General features: G+C 71.0%; 3 protein-coding genes. All 3 read right to left on the bottom strand.

Annotated features, from left to right (window positions below):
- Positions 1–59 precede the first annotated feature (59 nt).
- The 3 genes from HUA74_RS09220 to HUA74_RS09210 are packed head-to-tail and all read right to left on the bottom strand — an operon-like array spanning position 60 to position 26,607.
- Entirely contained in the window at positions 60–4,607 is a 4,548-nt protein-coding gene (locus tag HUA74_RS09220; protein ID WP_174454208.1) for a non-ribosomal peptide synthetase, read from the bottom strand.
- Positions 4,604–11,068, bottom strand: coding sequence for a type I polyketide synthase (locus HUA74_RS09215; RefSeq protein WP_174454207.1), 6,465 nt, complete (start codon positions 11,066–11,068; stop codon positions 4,604–4,606). Before HUA74_RS09215 ends, HUA74_RS09220 begins: the two co-directional genes overlap by 4 nt.
- Positions 11,065–26,607, bottom strand: coding sequence for a type I polyketide synthase (locus tag HUA74_RS09210; protein WP_174454206.1), 15,543 nt, complete (start codon positions 26,605–26,607; stop codon positions 11,065–11,067). The genes HUA74_RS09215 and HUA74_RS09210 overlap by 4 nt, the downstream gene beginning before the upstream one ends.

The following is a 26,607-nucleotide window of genomic DNA, read 5'->3' as shown; positions in this document are numbered from 1 at the left end:
GCCCCGGAGCCCAGGCGGTTCATCGCCCGGACTCCTGGCGCGCGTCACACAGGCGGGTGCTACCGCGTCCCGGGGGCAGCGAGGAAGCCGCGCTGCACCAGGGACGAGAGGTAGGTTGAAATCAGGGAGGCATCCACCGAGGGACAGGCCGTCCCCGTTCCTCCCAGGGCCTTCAGCGTGTTCCCGCTGTCGCAGACCACCATCCGCGGCCCGCCCACGCTCCGGTCCTCCGGAGGCACCTGCTGGAGGAACATGAGCAGATCTCCCAGCTCGCTGTCGGACGGAGCCGCGACGCCCAGCTCGGCGAGCCATTCGTCATACGGGAGGACTCGCAACCCGTACCCGAAGGAGCGCATGTGGCTCCACATCTCATCGGCGCGCACGAACCGCGGGTTGACCAGGTGATACGTCTGTCCGAATGACGCCGGGCGCAGGGACAAGTCCACGATGGCGCTGCTGACGTAGTCCACGGGCGTCACGTCGAGCAGGGCCTCGACACGAGGGGCGCTGCCCATCCGCACGCAGCCCTTGAGGGTCCTGCACACCAGGTCATCCGTGTTCCAGGCCCCCGTGCGGCTGTGCCCCGTCACCCGTCCCGGTCGATGGAGCGTCACGGGGAGCCCACGACGCGAAGCCTCCCTCACGAGCTTCTCGGCGACCCACTTGCTCTGGGCATACCCACCCACGAGGCTCTCGGCCCCCTCCAGGGGCTCGTCCTCCAGAATCGGTGTCTGGCGCCCCAGCGGCAACACGGAGACGGTGGAGACGTAGTGCAGGGGCTTGATGCGCGTGCGCATCGCCAGCCGGAGAATCTCCCGCGTGCCGAGCACATTGGCCGCGCGCATGGACTCGTAGGGGTAGAGGAAATTGACCAGCGCGCCGTTGTGGTAGACGGCGTCCACCTCCTCCGCGAGTCGCTGGAACTCCGCTTCGGACAGGCCCAGCAGGGGCAGGCCGATGTCCCCCTGGAGGGGAACGATGCGCGACGCCAGCGCCTCGCTCCACAGTGAGTAGCTCTCCAGATTCTTGCGAATCCGGTGCATGCCGTCCTGCGCTGACTTGGAGCGCACCAGGCAATAGATGCGCGCCTCCGTCTTGCGGCAGAGTTCCTCCAGCAGGAAGGCCCCGAGGAAGCCCGTGGCGCCGGTCAGCAGGAGGGTGCGCGCGGCGCCCGTCAGGGGCGGCAGTGCGTCGCCTGGCTCCAGGGCCGCATCCAGCACGGCATCCGCTTCCATCTCCGCCACCACGTCGTGGGTCGGCAGCGAGCCCGTCTTCGCGGCCTCGATGGTCCGTGCCATCTCCTCCAGCGTCGGCGCCTGCAGCAAGGCCCGCAGCGGAATGTCCGCTCCAGACTCCGCCCGCGCGAGCACGAGCACCCGGTAGAGCAAGAGCGAGTGCCCGCCCAGTTCGAAGAAGTGGTCATGGACACCCACCTGCTCCACCCCCAGGACCTGGCGCCAGATGGCCGCCAGCGACACCTCCCCGGGAGTCCTGGGCGCGACGTGCTCCTTGCCGGCCCCCGAGCGCGGACGCTCCGGCGCCGGAAGCGCGGCACGGTCCACCTTTCCGTTCGGCGTGAGCGGCAGTGCCTCCAGGCTCACGAACAGGAAGGGCACCATGTACTCCGGCAACCGGGACTTCAGGTGGTCGCGCAGCTCCGCCGGCTCGGGAGCCTTCTGCTCGCGTCCGACGACGTAGGCGACGAGCTGCTTGTCCGCCCCCAGTCCATCACGCACGACGACCACGGCGTCACGGACCTTCGGGTGCTCCATCAGGGCCGCGCCAATCTCGCCCAGCTCGATGCGGAACCCCCGCAGCTTCACCTGGTGGTCCATCCGGCCCAGGTACTCGAGCTGTCCGTCCGGCAACCACCGCGCCAGGTCCCCCGTCCTGTACAGACGCTCGCTGGTGCCTCCGGCGAAGGGCGACGCGATGAACCGCTCCGCGGTCAGCTCCGGCCGGTCCAGATACCCTCGCGCCACACCGTGGCCGCCGATGAAGACCTCGCCCGGCACGCCCACGGGCATCGGCTCCCGGTGCGCATCCAGCACGTACACCTGGGTGTTTCCGACAGGGCGCCCGATGGTCGGCGTCTGTCCACGGCTCACGCGGGTGAACGTGGAGTAGGTCGTGGTCTCGCTCGGGCCATAGAGGTTGAACACGTCCCGCACATGGCCGAGCTGGTAGATGTGGTCGACCAGTGACCCCGCGAGGGCCTCACCCGCCAGGTTCACGATGACCACCGAGGACGGCACCGCGCCCGCTCGCAGCAGCGCGCCCATGGCCGAAGGCACGGTGTTGATGAGCGTCACCTCCCGCGCCGCGGGGAGCTCCGACACCTCCAGCGCGTTCTTCGCCACGATGACCTTCGCCCCCAGACACAGCGGCGCAAAAATCTCGAAGACTGACAGGTCGAAGCAGATGGACGTCGAGGCCAGCGTCCCCGCGAGCACCTCCGGGGAGAAGACGCTCAGGGCCCAGGTCAGGAAGGCCACGGCGTTGCGGTGGTCAATCATCACGCCCTTGGGCTTGCCGGTGGAGCCCGAGGTGTAGATGAGATACGCGAGCGCGTCGGGACTCGTGACCTGCTCGGGGTTCGTGTCGGGCTCCGCGCCAATGGCCGGCGCGTCCGTATCCAGGCACACCACTCGCGCCTGGGTGGCGGGCAGCTCCGGGACGAGACGCTGCTGCGTGAGCAGCACCGGCACCCGGGCATCCTCGAGAATCAGCGCCAGCCGCTCTTTCGGATAGGCGGGGTCCAACGGGACGTAGGCGCCTCCGGACTTGAGGATGGCCAGCAGGCCGATGACGAGGTCCTCGGTGCGCTCGACACAGAGGCCCACGCGAGCCTCGGGCTGGACACCGAGCCGTCGCAGATGATGCGCCAGCTGGTTCGCCCGGCGATTGAGCTCGGCATAGGTGAGCCGCGTGTGCCCGCTCACCACGGCCACGGCCTGGGGCGTCCGCTCCACCTGGGCCTGCACGAGCTGCTGCATGCACAGCGCGGGGACGTCGAGCACCGGACCGTTCCAGTCGGTGAGGAGCCTTCCGCGCTCCGCCGGGGACAGCAGCGGCAGCTTCGACAGGGGTGCCTCCGGCCGGGCCACGATGGCCTCCAGCAGGACCTGGAGGTGCTCCACCATCCGCTCCGCCGTCGAGGCGTCGAAGACCTCGCGCGAGTACTCGAGCATGCCGCCCAGGCCGTTGTCGCCCGAGGCCAGGATGAGCGAGAGCTCGAACTTGGCGACGCCCTCCACGCTGCCGTCCGGCGCGCCGTTCAGGAACGACCAGCGCGTCCCCGGCAGCTCCAGCACGGGCGCGGGGATGTTCTCCAGCGTGAAGCAGGCGCGCACCAGCGGGTTGAGTCCGCCCTCTCGCGAGGCGCCCACTCCCTGCACCACCTCGCTGAACGGCAGCGACTGGTGGTCCAGCGCCTCCAGCACGACCTTGCGCGCGCGGGCCAGCCACTGCGCGAAGGTCGGCTCCCCCGAGAAATCACAGCGCAGCGCGAGGGTATTGGCGATGAAGCCGAGGAGGTCCGCGGGCGTGTTTCCCCGGTTCGCGATCACCGTTCCCACACCGAAATCAAGCTGTCCTGAGTAACGGTGCAGGAGCGCCGAGAACGCGGCGAAGAGCACCATGAAGAGGCTGCAACCCTCCCGGTGGGCCAGCTCCCTCAAGGCCTCGCTGAGCGCGGGTGAGAAGGCGACGGGAATGGTGGCGCCACGATGGCTCGTGGACGTGGAGACCGCATGGTCCACGGGGAGCTGGAGCGGCGGCAGCCCCTGGAGCTTCCCCTTCCAGTACGTCCGCTCGCGGGCACCCGACTCCCCCGCCAGCCACGCACGCTCGCGCAGGGCCGACTCGGCGAACTGCATCGACACGGGCGGCAGCACGGGCGTCTGTCCCCGGACAAAGGACGCGTACAGCGCCGACAGCTCGCGCACGAAGACGCCGAGCGACCAGCCATCCGTGATGATGTGGTGCTTCGTCACGAAGAGGGCGTGGTCGTCGGGGCCCAGGGCCACGAGGGTGACTCGGAAGAGCGGTCCTGCCGCGAGGTCGAACGGCTGCCGGGCCACCGCATCCGAGCGCCGCTGGATTTCCTCTTCGCGCCGCGCCTCGGTGAGCCCTGGCAGCTCCACCACGGTCAGCGCCACGCCCGCATCAGGTGACGCGATGACCTGCCGGGGACTGCCCTCCACCTCCGGGAAGCGCGTCCGGAGCACCTCGTGTCGCCGGACCAACTCCTCCAGACTCCGGCGAAGGGCCACGGTATCGAGCGCGCCTCGCGCCCGGAGACCGAGATGGACGTTGTACTGCGCCGTGCCGGGCGAGAGGCGGTCCAGGAACCAGAGCCGCTCCTGCCCGCTGGACAACGGGATGACCTCGGGCCTCGCGAGCGGCAGCGCCGGCGCGCTCGACGACACCTCGCGCGCGGAGTGCTTCCCCAGGAACGCCAGGATGTCACCCTTGTTCGCGGACAGCTCGGCGCGCAGCTCCGGAGTGAGGACGGCCTTGCCCGCCTCGACCACCAGCTTCTCTCCGTCGACACGCAGGCGCACACCCCTGGCGGCGAGGGTGCTCAACAACTCACGGACACTCATAGAACGAAGACCTCGTTATCGTCAGCGGCGGCCGCATCCATCACCGGCCTGGTACCCTCGTCCGCACGCGCGAGCGTCTCGGCGAGGTTGCGATCCATGACTTCACTCTGGAGATGCGCGCAGAGCGCCTCCAGCGTCGGGTGCTTCCAAATCAACGAGGCGGGCAGTGACAGCGCCAGCCCCGCGGCCAGCCGGTTGCGCAGCTCCAGCCCCATCAGGGAGTCCAGGCCGAAACCCTGGAGCGGCGCATCCGGAGCAATGCGCGCCGAGTCCAGTCGCAGGACACGGGCAAGCTGCTCGCGGACGAACTGCTCCAGGGCCGCCCGTGCCTCTTTCGGAGACGCGGTCTTCAGCGTCTCCAGCAGGGCCTCGTTCCCCGGCTCGCGGGCCTCCGCGCCCGAGCCGGCGGGGACCAGCTCCGACAGCCACGGGGACGACCGCGCGCGCGGATAGAACTCCACCCACTTGCGCAGCTCCAGCGGCATGACCGCCATCTGCGTCACCTCACCATCCAGCAGTCGCCCCAGAATCGCGTGGCCTTCCGCGGGCGTCAGACTGTCCGAGCCTCGCTGCGCCAGGCGCTCGCCCCGGTTGGACTGCGCCGCGGCCAGACCGACCTCCGAGAAGGGCCCCCAGTTGATGCTCAGGCCCGGCAACCCCAGCGCTCGACGATGGTGGGCGAGCGCGTCGAGGAAGGCGTTGGCGGCCACGTAGTTGCCCTGCCCCGGTGCTCCGAACAGGGAGGCCGCCGACGAGTACAGCACGAAGAAGTCGAGCGGCGCCTCGCGCGTCAGGACATGCAGGTTCCAACCTCCACGCACCTTGGGCGCCATGACGCGCTGGAACCGCTCCACCGTCTGCTGCGACAGCACACCATCGTCCAGCACCCCAGCCGCGTGGATGACACCTCGCAACGGGGCCTCATCCCGGACTGTCTCCGAGAGCACCCGGGCGAGCTGCGCGCGGTCGGACACGTCCGCCCGAGCCACTCGCACCCGCGCTCCGGCGGCCTCGAGCGCGGCCACGTCCTGCTGCTGCTCCGGTGTCAGGGCCGTGTCGCGGCCGATGAGCACGAGGTGACCGGCGCCCTGCTCCACCATCCACTTCGCCACCGCGAAGCCGAGCCCACCGAGCCCACCCGTGACGAGATACGTCCCATCGGCGCGAAGCCGCTTCGCACCCACCGAAGGGACCACCACGCGCGCCTTCGGGTGATTCAAGGTGAAAGAGTTCACCCTGGAGGCGACGGAGGGAAGGCCTCTCACCTCGAACGCGTCCTTCACCTCCTGCCACAGACGAGCAAAGCGCTCGGGCCTGCGTCGGGCGAAGGCAGGCACGTCCACTCCGCACCAGGCGACGTTCGCATCCCCCACGGGAGCCGGCACGGAGGACGCACGCAGGTCGAAGACGCGCGCGCCTTCGCCCAGCACCACGAGGCTCCGGTCGAGTCCGACAGCGCCCGGCGCGACCACGGCCAGCTCCACTCCGCTTCCTCCCGTCGCGGCCAGGAGCCGGGTGACGAAGGTCTCCTCGCCCGGGTCCACGACATGGTCGGCTCCGAGTTCCCGCAGCGAGGCTCGCTGCTCGGTCGTCGTCGCCACGGCGAAGACCTCCGCCCCCACCCACCTGGCCAGCTTGACCGCCGCCCTCCCGAGCCCGCTCGAAGTCCCCAGAATCAGCACGCGGCCCCGCTTCTCCAGTCGGCCCAGGTGGAACAGCGCGTACCAGGCGGGAAGGATGGCCGCCGCGAGCGCCGCTGCGTCCTCGTGTGATGAGGACGACGGGCGGAGGGCCGTGCACACCACGGGCACACACACGTGAGACCCGAGGCGCGACGCCACCAGCGCGACCCGCTCCTCGCCGAGCACGACATCCTTCACACCTTCGCCCACGGCGACGACGCGCCCACTGCACCCGATGACGCCACCTTCTGCTTCCCACGGCTCGGACTCGAGCCCTCCATGGGAGGCCACGGAGACCTCCAGCTCGAGTTCGCCGGGCCCGGGTGGGCGACGTGTATTCGCCCTGCGCTCCAGGCGACCTCGCGCGTCCCGCTCCAGGAGGAACGGGTGTCCCGCCGAGGGGACCACGGCCTCGCCAACGGGCCGGCCGGGAACACCACGCACGATACGGGCGACATGGCGCCCATCCGCGCGCAGGGAGATTTCCTCCTCCGCGTCCGCCACGAGCAGTTCTCGCACCAGCGCGACGCCCGCATCACCCGAGCCCAGGGCAGCGGACACATCCACTCGCGTGCACTTCAGCTCGGAGTGCTCGTGCGCGAGCGTCCGGCCCAGGCCCCACAGCGGAGCCTGGAGCACGTCCGATGCGGACCGACCGTCAGAGCCATGATGGACGCCTCGCGTGACGAGCCACAGCCTGGGCGGGCTCGACAGGCCCGCACGGCCAAGCGCCTGGACCAGATGCAGCACGCCACCACACCCCATCAGCGGGTCCACCTCGCGAGGCTCCTGGCCCGTCAGGTGAATCACGCCGCGTGGCTGCGAGCCCGCGCCGAAGGCCTCTGACAGCACCGCATCGAAGGCCTGGGGCGAAGCCGTGTCCACGACCCGGCGCCCCGGGCCCGCGCCCGCGATGTCGACCCGGAGGACCTCGCCCTGTCGCTCTCGCAGCAGGGACTCGACCGTGTCGGAGAGCTCGCTGCCGTCCGCGATGAGCAACCAGCGCCCACCCGCCTCGGTGCCCGAGGACGGGACAGGCTCGACAGCCGGCGCATGTCGCCATTCCTGCGCGAAGAAGAGGTCTCTCCCCGTGCCCTCCGCGACCGGCATGTCCAACTGCTGGACGCGCAGCCCGAGCGCCTCCACCTGGAGCCGGCCAGACGCATCACGCAGCTCCAGGTCGAACGTGTAGACACCGCCGCGCGCCCCTTCCAGTGGACGCAACCGCACGTGGCAGAAGACCTCCGTCCCCGGCTGCTCGTGGAGCCGCAGGTTCGCGAGCGCCACGGGAACGGCGGGGCCCGCATCCTGGGCGAGGTCTTCCTGGGGAACGGCCGCGGCCACCAACTGGAAGCACGCGTCGAGCAACGCGGGATGGATGCGATACGCCGACGCCCGCGCCACGAGCGGCTCCGGCAGACGGACATGTCCGAGCGCTTCGCCTCGGCCACGCCACACCTGCCGCACACCCTGAAACGCCGGTCCGTAGGCCACGCCCCCGCGCGCCAGCGCCTCGTAGTGCGCCGCCGACTCCATCACCTCCGGGCAACGCGCCCGAATCGCCTCGAACGACTCGGGTGTGGGGACGGACAGCGCTTCGTCCATGGGACGCAGGTGCCCCACGACATGCGCCATCCAGCCCGCCGGGGCACTCGCCTCCGTGCCCGCCTTCTGGCTCGAGAGCTGGAACGAGAGGACACCCTCGCGCTCGCCGCTCAGCGCCAGTTGCACGGTGCGCTCATGTCCCTCGGGGAGCAGCAGGCCCTCCTTGAAGGACGTGTCGACGAGCTCGTGCGCCGTCCCACCGGTCAGCTCCCGCGCCGCCGACAGCGCCATCTCCAGGTAGGCCGCGCCCGGCACCACGCACTGCCCGCCCACGCGATGGTCCGCCAGGAACGATGGCTCCCGCGCGCTCAGCGTGGATTCCCAGAAGCGGCTCTCCGTCTGCACGGAGGTGGTGAACGACGCACCCAACAGCGGATGCCCTCCCACTCGCGCGACGCGACCGCGCGAGATGGCCGGCTTCAGCTCCAGCCAGTGCCGCTCGCGCTGCCATGGATACGAGGGGAGCGCGACGCGACGGCGCTTGTCCGGATGCAGCCGGAGCCAGTCCACGCGGTCCACGCGGGTGGAAATCGCGCCCAGGGACGAGAGCAGGCTCGGCCACTCTTCCTGCTCCCGGAGCAGGCTCGGCACCACGAGCCCGCGGCCCGACGTGTCCCCTTCCCTCAACATCGCATCCACGAAGGGCACGAGGATGGGGTGAGGGCTCAGCTCGATGAACAGGACGTTTCCATCCTGGATGAGGCGCTGCACCGCGTCCGCGAACAGCACGGGCTGGCGCAGGTTGCGCACCCAGTACGAGGCGTTCAGCTCCTGGCCCTCGATGGGGGCACCCGTCACCGTGGAGTAGAGCGGCACCGTGCCGCCGGTGGGACGCACGGCCGCCATCCGCTCCAGCAGCTCCTGCCGCAGCGGGTCCATCTGCGGGCTGTGCGAGGCCACGTCCACCTTCACCCAGCGGCAGAACACCTCGCGACGCTCCAGCCGCTCCATCACCTCTTTCAGCGCCGCGGGGTCTCCCGACAGCACCGTGGCCTTCGGGCCATTGCTCACGGCGATGGCGATGCGGTCCTCGGCGCCCCGAATCTCCGCCTCCGCCTGCTCGCGGGAGAGGTCCACGACGGCCATGGCGCCCTTGCCACTGACGCGCCGGAGCAGCTTGCTCCGCTCACAGATGATGCGCGCCGCGTCCTCCAGCGAGAGCACCCCCGCGACGTGCGCCGCGGCCACCTCTCCCATGCTGTGGCCCACCACAGCGTGAGGCTCCAGCCCCCACGAGCGCCACACCGCCGCGAGCGCTACCTGCAAGGCGAACAGCGTCGGCTGGACGACGTCGATGTCATTCCATCGAGACTGCTGCCCGGGCTTCGTCAGCAGCTCGCGCAAGGACCAGTCGACATGACGGCCGAGCGCCTCGTGACACCGGTCGATGGCCTCCCGGAACGTCGCGTCCCGCGCGTACAGCTGCTGTCCCATTCCCAGCCACTGCGAGCCCTGGCCCGGAAAGACGAAGACAATCCGCTGGCCGGCTCCGCTGCCCCGGCGTCCCACCGACAGGCCCGCGTGGCTCTCCCCGGCGGCGAAGGCGGCGAGCTGCGCGAGGAGCTCCTCCCTGGACTTCGCCGCGAGGGCGAGCCGGTGCTCATGGTGCGTCCGGCCCAGCGTGGACGTGGCGCTGATATCGGCGAGCGAGCCCGGCTCCTCGCCCTTCAGGAACACGCTCCAGCGCTCCGCCAGCGAGGACAGTGCTCCGGGCGTCTTCGCGGACAGGACCACGAGCCGCGCCTGGGCCTCCTCGTCCGACGCGGCGGGGACGGTGGCGGAGGGAGCCTCCTCCAGCACGACGTGCGCGTTGATTCCGCTGAGCCCGAAGGAGCTCACCCCCGCGATGCGCCGTCCCTCGTGGGCGGGCCAGGGCATCCGCTCGACGGGGACGCGGGCTGGAATGCGGTCCCACTCCACATGCGGGTTGGGGGTGCGGAAGTGCAGATGTGGGGGAATCTCCTGGTGCTGGAGCGAGAGGATGGTCTTGATGACCCCGGCGATTCCGGCGGCGGGCTCCAGGTGTCCGATGTTCGTCTTCACCGAGCCGATGAAGAACGGCCGGTCCTCCGGACGCCCCTTGCCCAGCACGGCCCCCAGCGCCCGCAGCTCTATCGGGTCACCCAGCGGGGTGCCCGTCCCGTGGGCTTCGACGTACCCCACCAGGGCCGGGGCGATGCGCGCGTTGTCGAGCGCCCGCTGGACCACCGCCTGCTGCGACGGCCCGTTGGGCACCGTCAGCCCGCCGCTGGCCCCGTCATGGTTGACGGCGGAGCCGCGAATCAACGCGAGGATGGAGTCACCGTCCCGCTGCGCATCCGAGAGCCGCTTGAGGACGAGGACACCACACCCTTCGCCTCGCACGTACCCGTCCGCGGCCGCGTCGAAGGTCTTGCACCGGCCATCACTCGCGAGCGCCTGCATGCTGCACAGGCAGATGGTCGTCTCCGGCGAGAGGATGAGATTCACGCCGCCCGCCAGCGCGAGGTTGGACTCTCCCCTCCGGAGGCTCTCACTGGCCAGATGGAGCGCGACCAGCGAGGACGAACACGCGGTGTCCACCGGCATGGCCGGCCCCTGCAACCCGAGCACGTACGAGACGCGGCCAGGAACGAAGCTGTAGCCGTTCCCCGTCGCCATGTACCCGTCGAAGCGCGTCGCGTCGTTCTCCTTCAGCAGGCGCGCCATGTAGTCGCTGGACATCACGCCCATGAAGACGCCGGTCTTGGTGCCCGCGAGCTGATGGGGCGCCAGGCCCGCGTTCTCCAACGCCTCCCAGGCGACCTCCAGGACGAGCCGCTGCTGCGGGTCCAGGCTCGCCGCCTCCCGGGGAGAGATTCCGAAGAACTCCGCGTCGAAGTTCTCCACGTCGTCGAGGAAGCCTCCCCGCGTCCCGTACATCTTTCCGGGCAGGCCCCGCGTCTCGTCGAAATGACCGGGCACATCCCAGCGGGACTCGGGCGTCTCGCGCAGCGCATCCACGCCGTCGCGCAGGACCTTCCAGAAGGAAGGCCCGTCGACGGCGCCCCCTGGGAAGCGGCACCCCATCCCCACGACGGCGATGGGCTCGGTCCGGGCACGCTCCACCGCGTCGAGGCGTGACTGCATCTTCTCCACGAGCAACGCGGCGCGCTGGAGCGCGGACGGCTCGGCTGACTTTTCCTGCTGGCTCATGACCCTTCTTCCATCAGTGCGGAGAGCTTCGCCTCCAGGGAGGCGGCGAGCTCATCCTGCGAAAGCTCCATGATGCGTTCGAGCAGCGCGGAGTCCTGGACCTCTCCCCGCGCCTCGCCAACGGGCTGCGTCTCCAGGCCGTAGACCTCGCCGAGCAGGTAGCTCGCGATGGCCTCCGCCGTCGGATAGTCGAAGACGAGCGTCGCCGGCAGCGACGTCCCCACGGTCTTCTGCAAGCGATTGCGCAGCTCGAGCGCCATCAGCGAATCCATGCCCACTTCGAACAGCCGCTCCCGGGGCTCCAGCGGCGCCGACGCATCCAACCCGAGCACGCGCACCGCCTCGCCCTGCACGTGCTCCAACAGCAGCGGCATGCGCTGGCGGGGCTCCGCCGACTCGAGCCGGCGCCGGAACTCGGAGGCCGAGGGTCCGGTGTCCTCGGTCGCCGACGCCGGGCTGACCAGCTCCGCGAGCAGGGTGGGCGCCGTGCCTCGCGGGTACTGCGAGAGGTAGCGCTGCCACTGGATTCGCAGCAGGGTGAGCTGCGGCTGCTCGCGACCGAAGGCCCGGCTGAAGGCCTGGAGCGCCTCGGCGGGAGTGAACGCCTCGATGCCCTGCGACTGGTAGCGGGCCGCGAGCTGCGCGGCCATGCCGACCTCGGCCCAGGGGCCCCAGTTGATGCTCAGCGCCGGAAGCCCCAGCGCCCGCCGGTGATGCGCCAGCGCGTCCAGGAAGGCATTGGCCGCCGCGTAGCTCCCCTGCCCCGGCGCGCCGAGCAGCGTCGACGCCGACGAGTACAGGACGAAGAAGTCGAGCGCCCTGTCCTTCGTCAACGTGTGGAGGTGCCAGGCTCCGTCCACCTTGGGTGCGAGCACCCGGGCGAACCGCGACCAGTCCTGCTGCAGGAGCATCCCATCGTCCAGGATGCCCGCGGCGTGGACCACCCCGCGCAGCGGCGCCAGCCGCTCTGCTTCCTCGGTGGCGCGGCGGACGTCTTCCAGCTTCGACACGTCCGCCTGGACGACCAGGACCTTCGCGCCCGCCGACTCCAGCGCACGGAGGGCCTGCTGGGCTTCGGGCCGGGCTCCGCCACGGCCGACGAGCACGAGGTTGCGCGCGCCCTGCTCCACCATCCACCCGGCCAGCGACAGTCCCAATCCACCGAGGCCACCCGTGAGCAGGTAGCTGGCGTCCGGCAGCAACCGGGGCATGCCGTTGCGTGGCTCCTCCCGCGAGGCGCGAAGCCGGGCGACATGGCGCTGGCCTTCGCGAATCACCACCTGTCGCTCTCCGTCACCCGCGCTCAGCTCGCGCCAGATGGCCGACGCGTCGTCTCCGGAGCCGGAGGGGTCCAGGTCGATGAGCGCGCCGCACCGCTCGGGGTGCTCCTGTGAGAAGACTCCGCCCAGGCCCCAGAGGGGCACCTGGCTCAGCGCGAGCGGCGCCGCATTGGACGCCAGCGCCCGGGCACCCCGGGTCACCATCCAGAGACGCGCGGTTGAAGCCGAGGCCACCAGCGCCTTGGCCAGATGCAGCGCGCTGCCTCCGCCCAGCTGATGCGCTTCGCGCAGCGACTCCACGTCCTCCTCTTCGGACCCGCGCATCGCCCAGAGATGGACGACGCCCCCGAGTGACTCGCCGGGCAGCACCGCTTCCACGAGCAGTCGCTCGTAGTCCTCAGCGGACCGGGCATCGAGGGTGAAGCGGTCCTCGCCGTGGCGGACGTACGCCGCACCCGGTTGGACCAGCACGGGACGACGGCCACTCTTCATGAGCCGCTCCGCGAGCGCCTCCGCGAGGCCCGACTCGTCCGCGAACACGAGCCAGCGGCCCGTCGCGGGCGCTCCCTCGGGCAGGGGCTGACGCTTCCAGGCGAGTTCGTAGAGGGTGTCACGCTGGCCATGGCGGAGCACCGCCATCAGCGCTTCGCGCGGGGCGCGCTTGTGCTTCAGCCCTTCAATCTCGATGAGCACCCGGCCTTCGGCGTCCACCACGTACACGTCGCCGGTGATGACCTCACCCACGGCCTCCTCCGCGTCGCGGCGCACGGCATAAGCCCACACCGGCCCGGTCGGCTGCTCGTGGAAGCGGAAGCGCTCCACGGAGATGGGCACGTAGACGGTGCTCAACTGCGCGTCCTCGCTGATGAGGTCCGTGCCCATCGCCTGCAGGAAGGAGTCGACCAGTCCCGGGTGGACGAACAGGCTCTGGTCATCGCCCTCCGTCGGCGAGCGCATCTGGCAGAGCGACTCGCGCCCGCCATTCTGGACGCGCTCAATCCAACGGAACGCGGGGCCGAGGTTGAACCCGATGTCCCAGTTGCGCTCGTAGAGTCCGCCTCCGAGCTGGCGCGAGCAGCGCGCCTCGATGTCTTGCCGGGAGATGGGCGCCGGGCGCGCGGCCCCTTCGCCGCCCACCTGGAGCGTCCCCGTGCCGTTCAGCAGCCACCCCTCGGTGTGCTCGTCGGCGGTCGCGGAGAGGCTGTAGATTTCGAAGTCGTACCGGCCCTCTCCCTTGGGGGCGAGGACGAGTTGCACGAGCTGCTCCTCCTCGTCCGCGAGCACGATGGGCTGGGAGAAGAGGCACTTCTCGATGGTGTACGGCCCCGTCCCGAACGACTGCGCCGCCGTCGCGATGATGCGCGCGATGTGGCACGAGCCGGGCACGACGATGGTTCCGTAGAGCCGGTGGTCTTCCAGGAACGGCAGGGAACGCGCGCTGTAGCGGCCCTCGAACACGAGCGACTTGCTCAGGGGCGAGCGCACCCGCTGACCGACGAGCGCCTGCGCGCTGGTGATTGACGAGACGGGGCGCGGGGCCTTGGCGGCCTCCAGCCAGTGCCGCTGGTGCTGCCACGGGTAGACGGGAAGCGCGACGCGCGAGCGGTGACGCTCACCGTTCAGCGCGGCCCAGTCCACCGCCACGCCCTGGGTGTAGAGCGAGCCCAGGCTGAAGAGGATGTGCGGCTGCTCGGGCTGCCCCTGGCGCAGTGACGGCAACCAGGTGCCCGCGTCGTCCCCGAGCCCCTTGAGCGCCATGCCGGTGAGCGTCGGATGCGGGCCGACCTCCACGAACACGGTGCCGCCGAGCGCTCGCAAAGCCTTCAGTCCGTCGTGGAAGCGCACCGCGCCCCGCACGTGGCGGCGGAAGTACGCGGCGTCCAGCACGGCATCCTCCGCGAGGACCTGGCCCGTGACGTTGGAGGCCAGGTGGATGCGCGGCGCGTGGAGGACCACCTCGCCCGCCACCTTCTCGAACGCCTCCAGCATCGGGTCCATGAGCGGCGAGTGGAACGCGTGGGACACCGTGAGCCGCCGGGCCTTGATGCCCTTGGCCTGGAACCCGGTGGCGAGGGCCTCAACCGCCTCACGCTCGCCGGAGATGACGGTGTCCGCCGGTCCGTTGACCGCGGCAATCGAGACCCGGTCCGCATACGGCGCCAGCGCCAGCGTGACCTGCTCCTCGCTCGCGGAGATGGCCACCATCTCGCCATCGCGCGGGAGGGCCTGCATGAGCCGCGCGCGCTCGGTGATGAGCCGCAGGGCGTCCTCGAGTGTCATCACCCCCGCCACACAGGCGGCGACGTACTCGCCGACGCTATGCCCCAGCACCGCCCAGGGCTCCACGCCCCAGGAGCGCCACAGCTCCGTCAGGGCGTACTCCAGCGCGAAGAGCGCCGGCTGCGTGTACGCCGTGTCGTCGATGCGCGAACCCGTCCCGTGCATCACGGAGAGGAGCGACTCCTCCCAGGTGCCCGCGAGCAGGGCGTCGCAGCGGTCCAGGGCCGCGCGGAAGACAGGCTCGGTCTCATACAGCTCCCGGCCCATGCCCGCGTACTGGGAGCCCTGGCCGGTGAACACGAAGACGATTTTGGGAGGCTCGCCCTCGAAGCGGTGCTGGGCCAGCCGGGCCACCTCTTCTCCCCGCGCGAGCGCCAGCAGCCGCTCCCGGGCCTGCTCCGCCGAGTCCACGACGACCGCGAGCCGGTGGGAGAAGCCCGTGCGCTGCGTGTTCGCGGCGTGGCAGACATCCGCGAGCGACAGCTCCGGGCGCGCGGTGAAGTGCTCACCGACCCGCGCCGCGAGCTGCGAGAGCGCGCCCTTCGTCTTCGCCGACAGCGCGAGCACGTGCAGGCTTCGCTCGGGCTGCGCCGCAAGGGGCTCGGTCGCGGGGGCCTCTTCCACGATGACGTGCGCGTTGGTGCCGCTCAGGCCGAAGGCGCTGATGCCGGCGATGCGCGGACGCGCGCGCTCGGGCCAGGGCGTGGCCTTCGTCGGGATGTCCAGCGGGAAGCCGTCCAGCTCGATGTGCGGGTTGAGGCGCGTGAGGTGCAGGTGCGGTGGCACCACGCCGTGCCGATGGGCGAGCACCACCTTGATGAGCCCGGCGATGCCCGCCGCCGCCTCCAGGTGGCCGATGCTGGTCTTCACCGAGCCCATCAACAGCCGCTGCTCGGACGTGCGGCCCTCACCGAGCACCTTGGCCACGGCCTGGACCTCGATGGGGTCGCCCAGGGACGTGCCCGTGCCGTGCGCTTCGATGTAGTCCACCTCCGAGGGGGCCACGCCCGCGTTGGCCAGGGCGGCGCGGAGGACCTGCTGCTGCGCATCCCCGTTGGGGACCGTAAGCGCGCTGCTCGGGCCGTCATGGTTGACCGCCGAGCCACGGATGACGGCGAGGATGTCATCCCCGTCCCGCTTCGCGTCGGACAGGCGCTTGAGGACCACGATGCCGCAGCCCTCGCTGCGCACGTAGCCATCCGCCGAGGCATCGAACGTCTTGCACCGTCCGTCCTGAGACAGGGCCCGCAGCTGCGCGAGGTAGATGGTCGAGTGCGGCGCGAGCGTCATGTTGACGCCACCCGCGAGCGCCAGGTTGGCTTCTCCCGAGCGCAGGCTCTGGCAGGCCAGGTGCACCGCCACCAGCGACGAGGAGCACGCGGTGTTCAAGCTCATCGTCGGCCCCTGGAACCGGAGCAGGTAGGCCAGCCGGCCCGCGGCGAAGCTCGCGTCGTTGCCCGTGGCGATATACGCGTCGCCCGCGGCCGAAGCGCTCCCCACCCCGTTGAGCATCGCGTACTCGTTGCTGCCAATGCCGATGAACACACCCGTGCGGGTGTTCGCCAGTCGCCCCGGCGCGAGCCCCGCGTGCTCCAGGGACTCCCAGGCCACCTCCAGCAGCAGGCGCTGCTGCGGGTCCATGTTCGCGGCCTCTCGCGGGGAGATTCCGAAGAACTGCGCGTCGAACTGGTCGGCGTCGTCCAGGAACCCGCCCCAGCGGGTGTAGGTCTTCCCTGGAACGCCCGGCCTCGGGTCGTAGTAGTCGTCGACCTTCCACCGCGAGGCAGGCACCTCGCGGATGGCGTCCACGCCGCCCTCCAGCAGTTGCCAGAAGGCCTCGGGGCCCGAGGCCTGGGGCACGCGGCAGCCCATGCCGACAATCGCGATGGGCTCCGTCGCGTTGCTCGCGGACCGGACCGTCTCCTCCTTCGCCACCACGTCCAGTTGGAGCACGTCCTGAAGGAGGTAGGTCGACAGGGCCAGCACCGTCGGCTTGTCGAAGGCAATCGTGGTCGGAAGCTGGACGCCGAACCGGGCCACCAGTCTCCGCCGCAGCTCCACGGCGGTGATGGAGTCCATGCCCGTATCGAAGAAGCCCTGCTCCAGCTTGACGGAGGCGCTCGACGGGAAGCCGAGCACCCGGGCCACTTCGTCACGCACCCAGGCCGTCACCAGCTCCCGGCGACGCGCAGGAGAGGCGTTGCGCAGCGGCGCGAGCTCGTCGCTCCCGGAAGGCAGCGACACCGGCCGCGGCGCGGGCACGGAAGCAGGGCCGAGCGCCTCCAGCATCGGCTTGCGCGACCGCGACTCGTACACGGACTTGAAGAGGCTCCAGTCCATCTGGGCGACGGTGCGCTGGGTCGCATCCGTGGTGAGCAGTGCCCCGAGCAGTTGGAGCCCGCCCTCCACCGAGAGACCGCTGACGCCCATCCGCTCGAACCAACGCAGGCCTTCTTCGGCGACCATGCCTTCGGCGGCCCACGGCCCCCAGTTGATGCTCAGCGCGTGCTGGCCCTTCGCACGACGGTGGTGGGCCAGCGCGTCGAGGAACTGATTGCCCGCGGCGTAGTGGCCCATCCGGGCCGACCCCCACACGGCGGAGACGGACGAGAAGTAGACGGTGAAGTCCAGGTCCAGCCCTTGCGTCGCCTGGTGCAGCACCCATCCGCCCCACACCTTCGGACGCAGGATGGAGGCGAGCGCCGCCTCGTCCATCGTCTCGAGCGGCTGGACGGTGGACACACCCGCGGCGTGGATGATGCCCTTCAGCGGCGCGGGCCCTTGCTGGATGAGCCCGATGACCTCCGCCATGCGGGTCGGGTCACCCACGTCCGCGCTGAGGGCGTGGACGACGGCGCCCTCCGCTTCGAGGGCCTCGATGGCCGCCACCTGCCGGCCCACGTCGCTCTCGCGAGACAGCGCTGGCCAGCCGGCACGGTCAGGCAGCCCCCTGCGGCCCAGCAGCACCAGGTGCCGCGCGCCCTTGGAGACCAGCCACTTCGCCACATGCAGCCCCAACCCACCCAGGCCCCCCGTGACGAGGTACGCCGCGTCCGCGCGAAGCGCGACAGGCGTGAGCCCGGGTGCCGGAGCCGAGGGGACGAGGCGCGCCACGTAGCGGACTCCGCCACGGAAGGCCGACTGGTCCTCTTCATCCGCGCCGGACAGCTCGCGCCACAGCGTCTCCACTTCACCCTCGGAAGCGCTTGGGTCCAGGTCCAGCAACCCACCCCAGACCTCCGGGTGCTCCAGCGCCATGACGCGACCGAGGCCCCACAGGGGCGCATACAGCGGCGAGCCTCCCGTGACTCCCCCCACGGCCTGGCTGCCGCGTGTGCACAGCCACAGCCGGGCGGCGCTCTCGGCGCCCTTGCGCATGAGTGCCTGCGCGAGGCGCAGCGCCGCGTGGACTCCGAGCTGCTGCGCGGACTCGACCTGCGCGAGCGTGGGCTCGGAGACCGGCGCGACCTCCGCGCCCCACAGGTGGACGACGGCGCGGACGGGGCCCACTTCCTGAAGCAACCGGTCGAACTGCTCGGGGCTTCGCGGATTCAGCGACCGCACCCCGGGGCCCTGGACCGCCTCTTCGTCACCCGGGATGACCAACCAGCACGGCTCGCCCCGTTTCTCGAGCAGGGCCGCCAGCGCGGCGCCCGTGCCCTCGCGGTGACCGAAGACCAGCCACGTCCCCTCATCGCGCGGCGCGCGCGGTGAAGCGACTCCACGCTCACGCACCTGCCACGTGAGGTCGTAGACCCAGTCCTCCGGCCGCTTCGCCTCCGAAGCAGGCGCGGCGGCCACCAGCGAAGCGGCCTTCGCGTCGGCGGCCTCAATCCAGTACCGCGAGCGCTGCCACGGGTAGAGCGGCAGCGCCGCCAGCCGGCCTCCCGACGGGAAGAGGCGCCCCCACTCCACGGGGAACCCCTTCACGTGGAGCCCGCCCAACGCGCCGAGCATCACCGTCTGGCCATCCCGGCCCTTGCGCAGGGACGGCACCGCCGCGCCTTCCAGCTCGCGGCGCTCCAGCATCTGGAGGACATACCGGCCCAGCGCGGGCTGCGGCCCCAGCTCCACGAAGAGCCGTTGGCCCTCATCGAGCAGGGCGCTCATGGCGTCGGAGAAGCGCACGGCCTCCCGGATGTTGCTCGCCCAGTAGGTCGCATCCAGCGACTCACCTTCGATGACCTGGCCCGTCACCGTCGAAATCATCGGGATGGACGTCGGCCGCGTCTCGAGCCGGCCCAGTGCCTGGACGAGTTCGGCCTGGAGCGGGGCCATCTGCTGGCTGTGGAACGCGTAGTTCACCCCCAGGTCGCGCGTGGAGACACCCCGCGCGCGCAGGGCTTCGAGCACCTCTCCGAGTGCCGCCGGCTCTCCCGAGAGGACGACGGCGCGCGCGTCGTTGATGGCGCCCACCGACAACCGCCCGGCGTAGCGCGTCAGCTCCCGCTCGGCCTCCTCGGGCGACAGCTCGACCGAGGCCATGCGGCCCTGGCCCGTCACCCGCTGCATGATGCGGCTGCGATGCGCCACCAGGCGCGCGGCCTCCGCGAGGCTCAGCGCCCCAGCCACGTGCGCGGCGGCGATCTCACCCACGCTGTGTCCCACGACGGCGACCGGGACGACCCCGAGCGCGCGCCAGGCCGCCGCGAGCGCGACCTGGATGGCGAAGATGGCGGGCTGTGCCACCTCCGTCTCGTCCAGCCGCGACGCATCCCCTTCGACTTCGAGCGCCTGGATGATGGAGGCACCGGTGTGCGGGGCCAGCAGCGAGTCGCACTCGCGCAGCGCGGCGGCGAAGACCGCGTCGCGTGCGAGCAAATCCCTGCCCATGCCCCGCCACTGCGAGCCCTGACCACCGAAGACGAAGACGACCTTCTCCCGTCGGCTCTCGGCGAGCCCCGTCGTGAGGTACGGCGGCGCCGCGCCCTCCAGGAAGGCCTGAAGCTGCTCGCCCCACTCCTGCCGTGAGCGGCCCGCCACCGCGAGCCGGTGCTCGTAGGGGTTTCGTCGGAGCGCGGCGGTGTAGGCGACGTCTTCGAGATTCGGTGCCTGGTCCTCCGGTAGTTTCAGCAGCTCCTGGTACGAGCGCGCCAGCGCCCGCAGCGCACCCTCGCTCCTCGCGGACAGCGCGAGGAGCTGGGCTCCCACGTCGGTGGCCTCGGGCGCGGGCGGCGGCGTGGGGGCCTCCTCCAGGATGACGTGCGCGTTCGTCCCGCTGATACCGAAGGAACTCACGGCCGCGTAGCGACGCCGCTGGGACACGGGCCACGGCTGCTGCCGCGTCGGGATGACGAAGGGCGTGTCCTCGATGGAGATGCGAGGGTTGAGCGCCTTGAAGTGCAGGTGCTTCGGGATGGCCTCGTGCCGCAGCGCGAGCAGGACCTTGATGAGGCCCGCCATGCCGGCGGCGGCCTCCAGGTGTCCGAGGTTCGTCTTGGCGGAGCCCAGGTAGCAGAGAGAGCCGTCCTCGCGCCGCGCGCCGTAGGTCTCCCGCAGCGCCTCCACCTCTATCGGGTCACCGAGCGGCGTCCCGGTGCCGTGCGCCTCGATGTAGCCAATGTCCTTGGGCGACAGGCTCGCGGCCGCCAGGGCCTCGCGAATCAGCGCCTGCTGGGACAGGACGTTGGGAGTCGTCAGGCCGGTGGAGCCACCATCCTGGTTCACCGCCGAGGCGCGAATCACGCCGAGGACGTTGTCTCCCTGGGCCAGGGCATCGGAGAGCCGCTTCAGCACGACGACGCCGCAGCCCTCGCCACGCACGAAGCCGTTCGCTCGCGAATCGAACGTCCGGCAGCGACCGTCGGGAGACAGCGCCGTCAGCTTGGAGAGCCAGGTGCTGGGCCGCTGGGAGAGCAGCAGGTTGACGCCGCCGACGAGCGCCGCGTCGCACTCGCCGTTGCGCAGGCTCTGTCCCGCCAGGTGCAACGCCACCAGCGAGGACGAGCAGGCCGTGTCCACGGACAGCGCCGGGCCGCGCAGGTCCAACAGGTACGACAGGCGTCCCGCAATCACGCTGTTGGAGCAACCGATGACCGAGTAGACGTCGCCCGCGACATCACGCTCCGCCTGAAGCATGGCGTAGTCATTGCCGCAGACGCCGACGAAGACACCCGTCCGGCTGCCCACCAGACGCGACCTGGGCAACCCCGCGTCCTCGAGCGCCTCCCAGGCGACCTCGAGCAGCAGTCGCTGCTGCGGGTCCATCGCCACGGCCTCGCGAGGGGCGATGCCGAAGAACTCCGGGTCGAAGCCATCCACCCGGTCCAGGAAGCCACCCCAGCGCGTGCCCTTGTGCTCCGCCGCGTCCGTGCTGCTCCGCCAGCGGTCCGAGGGGACCTCGCGGACGGCGTCCACGCCTTCACTCAGCAGCCGCCAGTACGCTTCCGGAGCGTTGGCGCCACCCGGGAAGCGGCAGCCCATGCCCACGACGGCGAGCAGCTCGGGGCCCTGTCCGGAGGAAGTCTCCGGGGCGGACGTCCGCGCCTGCTTCACCGAGGGGCGAGCCGCGGGACGCGCCTCGGCGTCGAGCGCGGGCTCCAGCTTGCTGAACAGGTACTCCGTCAACGCCTGCACCGTGGGGTAGGCGTAGACGAGCGTCGCGGACAGCGTGAGCTTCAGGCCCGATTCGATTCGGTTGCGCAGCTCCAGGCCCGTCAGGCTGTCCATGCCCACGTCGCCAAAGGGCTGGTCGGCTTCGATGCGCGCCGGCTCCATGCGGAGGATGCGCCCGAGCTGTTCGCGTAGGTAGGACTCCAGGAGCCCCCGTCGCCGGGCTGGCTCCGCCGCCGCCAGTTGCTCGCGCGCGTCGCCCTTGCGCGACGGCTGCGTGCTCGCCCGCTCCTGCATCAGCACGGAGAGGAAGGGCGACTGCGCCGCGCTCAGATAGAACTCACGCCACTGCCGCAGGTCCAGCGGCACCACCGCCACCTGCACTGCCTCGCGCGCCAGCAGCCGGCCCAGCGCATCGAGGGCCTGCGACGGCGGCATGTTGCCTACGCCCCGCAGCGCCAGACGGTCGCCCCGGCTCGTGGCCACGGCCGCGAGCCCCACCTCGGCCCACGGCCCCCAGTTGACGCTCAGCGCGGGAAGGCCCGCCGCGTGGCGGTGATGGGCCAGCACGTCCATGAAGGCGTTGGCCGCCGCGTAGTTGCCCTGCCCCGGCGAGCCCAACATCGACGCCGCCGAGGAGAACATCACGAACAAATCCAGGGGCCGCCCCTGCGTCTGCGCGTGCAGGTTCCATGCGCCCTGGACCTTCGGCGCCAGCACCGTGCGCAGCCGGGTCTCATCGAGTTGCGTCAGCACACCATCGGCGATGACGCCGGCCGCGTGGACGATGCCTCGCAGCGGTGGCAGCTCCGCGTCCATCGTCCCGAGCAGGCGCGCCACCTCGGCGGCGCTCGTGACGTCCGCTCCGTAGACGCGCACCTCGACTCCGCCCGCTCGAAGCTCTCCGAGCACGCGAAGCGCCTCCTCGGAGGGAGCGCTCCGTCCCGTCAGCGCCAGGTTGCGAGCCCCTCGCTGGACGAGCCACTTCGCCACCTCCAGCCCCAGTCCGCCCAGGCCGCCGGTGATGAGGTAGGTACCCGCCGGGGAGAGTTCATGCGGCTCCGACGCCACGTGCCCGGAGGTACCCCGCTCCAGTCGCGCGACGTGACGAGACGTCCCACGCAAGGCGATGCGGTCTTCCGCGCCATCCGCCAGGAGTTCCTCCGTCAGCGACGCCAGCTCCTCGGGTGAGGGCTCCGCGCCCAGGTCCACGTGCGCGCATCGCAGCTCGGGATGCTCGTGGGTGATGACCGCTGCGAGCCCCGACAGGAAGGCCGCGGCGGGCGCGCCAGACGGCTCGCCCTGGGCCAGCACCTGCATGCCCGCCGTCACCAGCCACAGTCGAGGGGTGTCGCGCCAGCCGCGCTGTGCCCACGCCTGAAGCAGGTGAATCACGCTGGTGCCACCCAGGGAGACCGCGCGCTCGAACGCCTCGGGCTTCGACACGTCGGACGCCACGTCGAGCCCGAAGAGGTGCACCATGCCCCTGCACGGCGACTGCTCGCTGAACGCATCCCGCAGCAGCGCCTGGAAGTCCTCGAGCCGGGAGGGATTGACGCGGTAGTGCTCCGCGTCGAGCCGCTCGTAGGCGGCGCCCACCTCCACCACGACGCTGCCTCCGGAGCGCTCACCGAGCCCCGTGGCCAGCGACGCGCCCAGGCCCCGCGTGTCCGCGAGGACGAGCCAGCGGCCCTCGCCGCGCGCCCCCACCGTCCCCGTCGGACGCGGCTGCGACCGCCACTGGACGGAGTAGAGCCAGCGGTCCACTTCATCGACGGGGGCGCTGGTGACGGAGACCTTCTTGCACACCAGCCGGCGCACCTCCGCCACCACCCCACCCTGGTCATCCAGGAGCGTGACGTCGCACTCGATGGCGCTCGAACCCGTGGCTGCGCCACTGACGATGCGAACGTGGCTCCAGAGCCCGGCCGACGGGGGGCGCGACAGGACACGCAGGTGCTTCAGCTCCACGGGGACGTAGACGCCCCCTTCGCTGTCGATGCTCTCCAGCGCCGCGCCCAGGACCTGGAAGCAGCCGTCGAGCAGCGCCGGATGCAGGCTGTAGTGCGCCTCCGAGGCCGTCAGCTCGCCTTCGAGCCGCACGCGGCCCAGCGCCTCACCGTCCGCCCGGTACAGCTCCCGCACGACGCGGAAGGTGGGGCCATAGTCCAGCCCGATGTCCCGGAGCGTCTCGTAGTGCGCCTCGACCGGGGACTGCTCACCCAGCCGCTCGCGAAGCTCCGCGAGCACGACGGGGGCTGTTTCCACCGCGACCTCTCCCTGTCGCAGCGAGCCTTCGGCGTGGAGCGTCCAGTTCAGCTCGTCCGAAGGCACCTCGCGCATGACGGGTGCGCTGAAGAGGCGGAACGTGTGGGCCCCCGAACGCTCCGTCGACAGCCAGAGCTGGAGAACCCGCTCCTCGTCCTCGGGGAACGACATCAGCGCGCTGAAGGTCACATCCTCCAGAGAGACGGGCTCTCCGAGCGTCTGCCTCGCCGCGCTGAGCGCCATGTCGGCCATGGCCGCCGCCGGCAGCGCGGGCACGCCCTGGACGCGGTGCTCCGCGAGCAGCGGGAAGTGCTTCGGTCCCAACTGCACCTGCCACAGGCGGGAGACGTCCCCCTGCGCGGACAGGTCGATGCGCTCACCGATGAGCGGATGCCCGGAGGCGCTCCGCGACGAGCGCGCGGCACGGGAGACAGGCTCCATCCAGAAGCGCTCGCGCTGCCAGGGATACGCGGGCAGTGGCACGAGCTGCCCCTTGCCCGGATACACGCGGTTCCACGCGACGCGGTGACCCGAGGCATAGAGGGAACCCAGTGAACCCAGCAGCGTGTGCCGTTCGTCCTCGCCCCGCCGCAGGGAGGCGAGCACCAGGCCCTGCTGCGTGCCCTCCGCGCTCATCGTCTGCTCGACGGCCGGGAGCAGGACGGGGTGGGGGCTCACCTCGATGAAGAGGGTGTGCTCGCTCGCGAGGAGCCGCCTCGCCGCCGCCTCGAAGCGCACCGGGAGCCGGAGGTTGTTGCCCCAGTGGGCCGCGTCGAGCTTCGCGCCGTCGAGGAACTCGCCCGTCACGGTGGAGCAGAGGGGCACGTCCGAGGCGCGCGGAGTGATGCGTGCGATGCGCCCTTCCAGCTCCCGACTGATGACCTCCACTAGCGGGGTGTGCGACGGCACGTCCATCTTCACCCAGCGGGTGAAGACACCCCGCTGCCCGAGCGCGTCGACCGCTTCCTTGACCGCCTCCGGGTCTCCGGACAGGACCTGCGAGCGGGGGCCATTCAGGCCTCCCAGCCAGAGCCTGCCACTCCAGGGACGGATGGCCTCCTCGGCCTCCTCCGCGGAGAGCTCGACCATCGCCATCGTCGCGCCCCGCCCGCCCAGGGTGCGCATGAGCTTGCTGCGGTGGCAGATGATGAGGACGGCGTCCTCGAGGCTCAGCGCCCCGGCCACGTGCGCGGCGACCACCTCGCCCATGCTGTGACCCATCACCGCGTCCGGCTCGATGCCCCACGAGCGCCACAGCGCCGTGAGGGCCACCTCCACCGCGAAGAGCACGGGCTGGTTGACGTCGATCTCCGCCAGACGCGAGTGCTGCTCGTCCGCGGCGATTTCGTCGAGCACGCTCCAGCCCAGGTGGGGCCGCAGCGCCTGGTCCACCTTGACGAGCGCGTCGCGGAAGACAGGCTCTTGCTCCATCAACGCCCGCCCCATGCCGGCGCGCTGCGCGCCCTGCCCCGGGTAGACGAAGACGACCTTGCGGCGCGCGCCGAACGACTTGCGGCCCGTCCAGGCATCCGCGGGCTGCTCTCCGCGCGCGAAGGCTCGAAGCCGCTCGGCGGTGCGCTCACGAGAGTCCGCCAGCACCGCGAGGCGGTGGGCGTGGTGCGTGCGATGCGCGGAGGCCGTGTAGCAGACGTCCGCGAGGCTTCCGCCCCCGTCCCGACCCAGCCGCTCCGCATGACGCTCCGCGAGCGCCTGGAGCGCCTCCCGGCTGCGCGCGGACAAGGGCAACAGCTCCGGACGCTGGGGCAACACGTCCTTCACCGAGGACGCCGGTGCCTCTTCGAGGATGACGTGGGCATTGGTGCCACTGATGCCGAAAGAGCTGACGCCCGCGCGGCGCGGCTGCCCGGACACCTCCCACGGGGTGAGCCGCGTGGGAATGGTGAGCGCGCTTCCCTCGAGCTGGATGCGCGGGTTGACCTGCTTGAGATGCAGGTGCGCCGGGATGCGCTGATGCCGCATCGCGAGGACGACCTTCATGATGCCCGCGACGCCCGCCGCGGACTCCAGGTGCCCCAGGTTGGTCTTCACCGAGCCGACGCCGCACACGCCGCCGTCAGCGCGCGGGACGCCGTAGGTCTCCCGCAGCGCCTCCGCCTCTATCGGGTCGCCGAGCGGCGTCCCGGTGCCGTGTGCCTCCACGTAGCTGACGTGCTCCGGCTTCAGCCCCGCGTTCTCCAGGGCCTGACGGATGAGCGCCTGCTGCGAGAGCACGTTGGGGGTGGTGAGCCCCGTCGACTTTCCGTCCTGGTTGATGGCCGAGCCGCGAATCGTCGCCAGGATGTGGTCGCCGTCGGCGAGCGCGTCGGAGAGGCGCTTGAGGACGAGCATTCCGCAGCCCTCGCCTCGGGTGAAGCCGTTGGCGGAGGCGTCGAACGCCTTGCTCCGGCCATCCGGAGACAGGGCCTGCAGCTTGGACACGAGCAGCAGGGACTGCGGCGAGAGGATGAGGTTCACGCCGCCGGCGAGCGCCAGGTTGCACTCGCGGGCCCGCAGGCTCTGGCATGCCAGGTGGAGCGATACGAGCGAGGACGAGCACGCCGTGTCCACCACCAGGCTCGGCCCCTGGAGGTTGAAGAGATAGGACAGGCGGCCGGACAGGACGCTCGCGGCGACGCCCGTGGCGCTGAACGCGTCTCCCGTCTCCGGCTGCTCCACCTGCATGCAGTGGTAGTCGTCGTTGCAGGCGCCGATGAAGACGCCGCTGCGGCTGCCGGAGAGCTTGTCGACATCCAGCCCCGCGTCCTCGAGCGCCTCCCACGCCACCTCGAGCAGCAGGCGCTGCTGGGGGTCCATCTGCACCGCTTCACGCGGGGAGATGCCGAAGAAGCCCGGGTCGAAGCCATCCACCGCGTCCAGGTAGCCGCCCCAGCGCATCGCCCCTTCACCCAGGCCGGAGACCTCATCCCGCCGCCAGCGCTCCAGCGGAATCTCCCGCACGGCGTCGACACCGGCCTCGAGCAGCCGCCAGTAGGCGTCCACGTCGTCGGCCTGGGGGAAGCGGCACGCCATGCCCACGATGGCGATGGGCTCCTTCGCGGCGCCTTCCACCGCGTTCAGCCGCGTCTGCATCTTCTCCAACGCCACCAGCATGCGCTTGGCGGGGGACAGCTCGCTGGACTCGTCGTTGCGGTTTGCCAT

It is taken from the genome of Myxococcus sp. CA051A (genome assembly GCF_013336705.1).
GTDB classification, from domain to species: Bacteria; Myxococcota; Myxococcia; order Myxococcales; family Myxococcaceae; genus Myxococcus; species Myxococcus llanfairpwllgwyngyllgogerychwyrndrobwllllantysiliogogogochensis.
Note: the sequence above shows the minus strand (reverse complement) of the source record. Positions and strands in the feature narration are given on the sequence as shown.

Excerpts from the sequence above, each read along its gene's own strand:
- HUA74_RS09220 (WP_174454208.1), bottom strand. The coding sequence starts at position 4,607 with ATGAGTGTCCGTGAGTTGTTGAGCACCCTCGCCGCCAGGGGTGTGCGC.
- HUA74_RS09215 (WP_174454207.1), bottom strand. The coding sequence starts at position 11,068 with ATGAGCCAGCAGGAAAAGTCAGCCGAGCCGTCCGCGCTCCAGCGCGCC.
- HUA74_RS09210 (WP_174454206.1), bottom strand. The coding sequence starts at position 26,607 with ATGGCAAACCGCAACGACGAGTCCAGCGAGCTGTCCCCCGCCAAGCGC.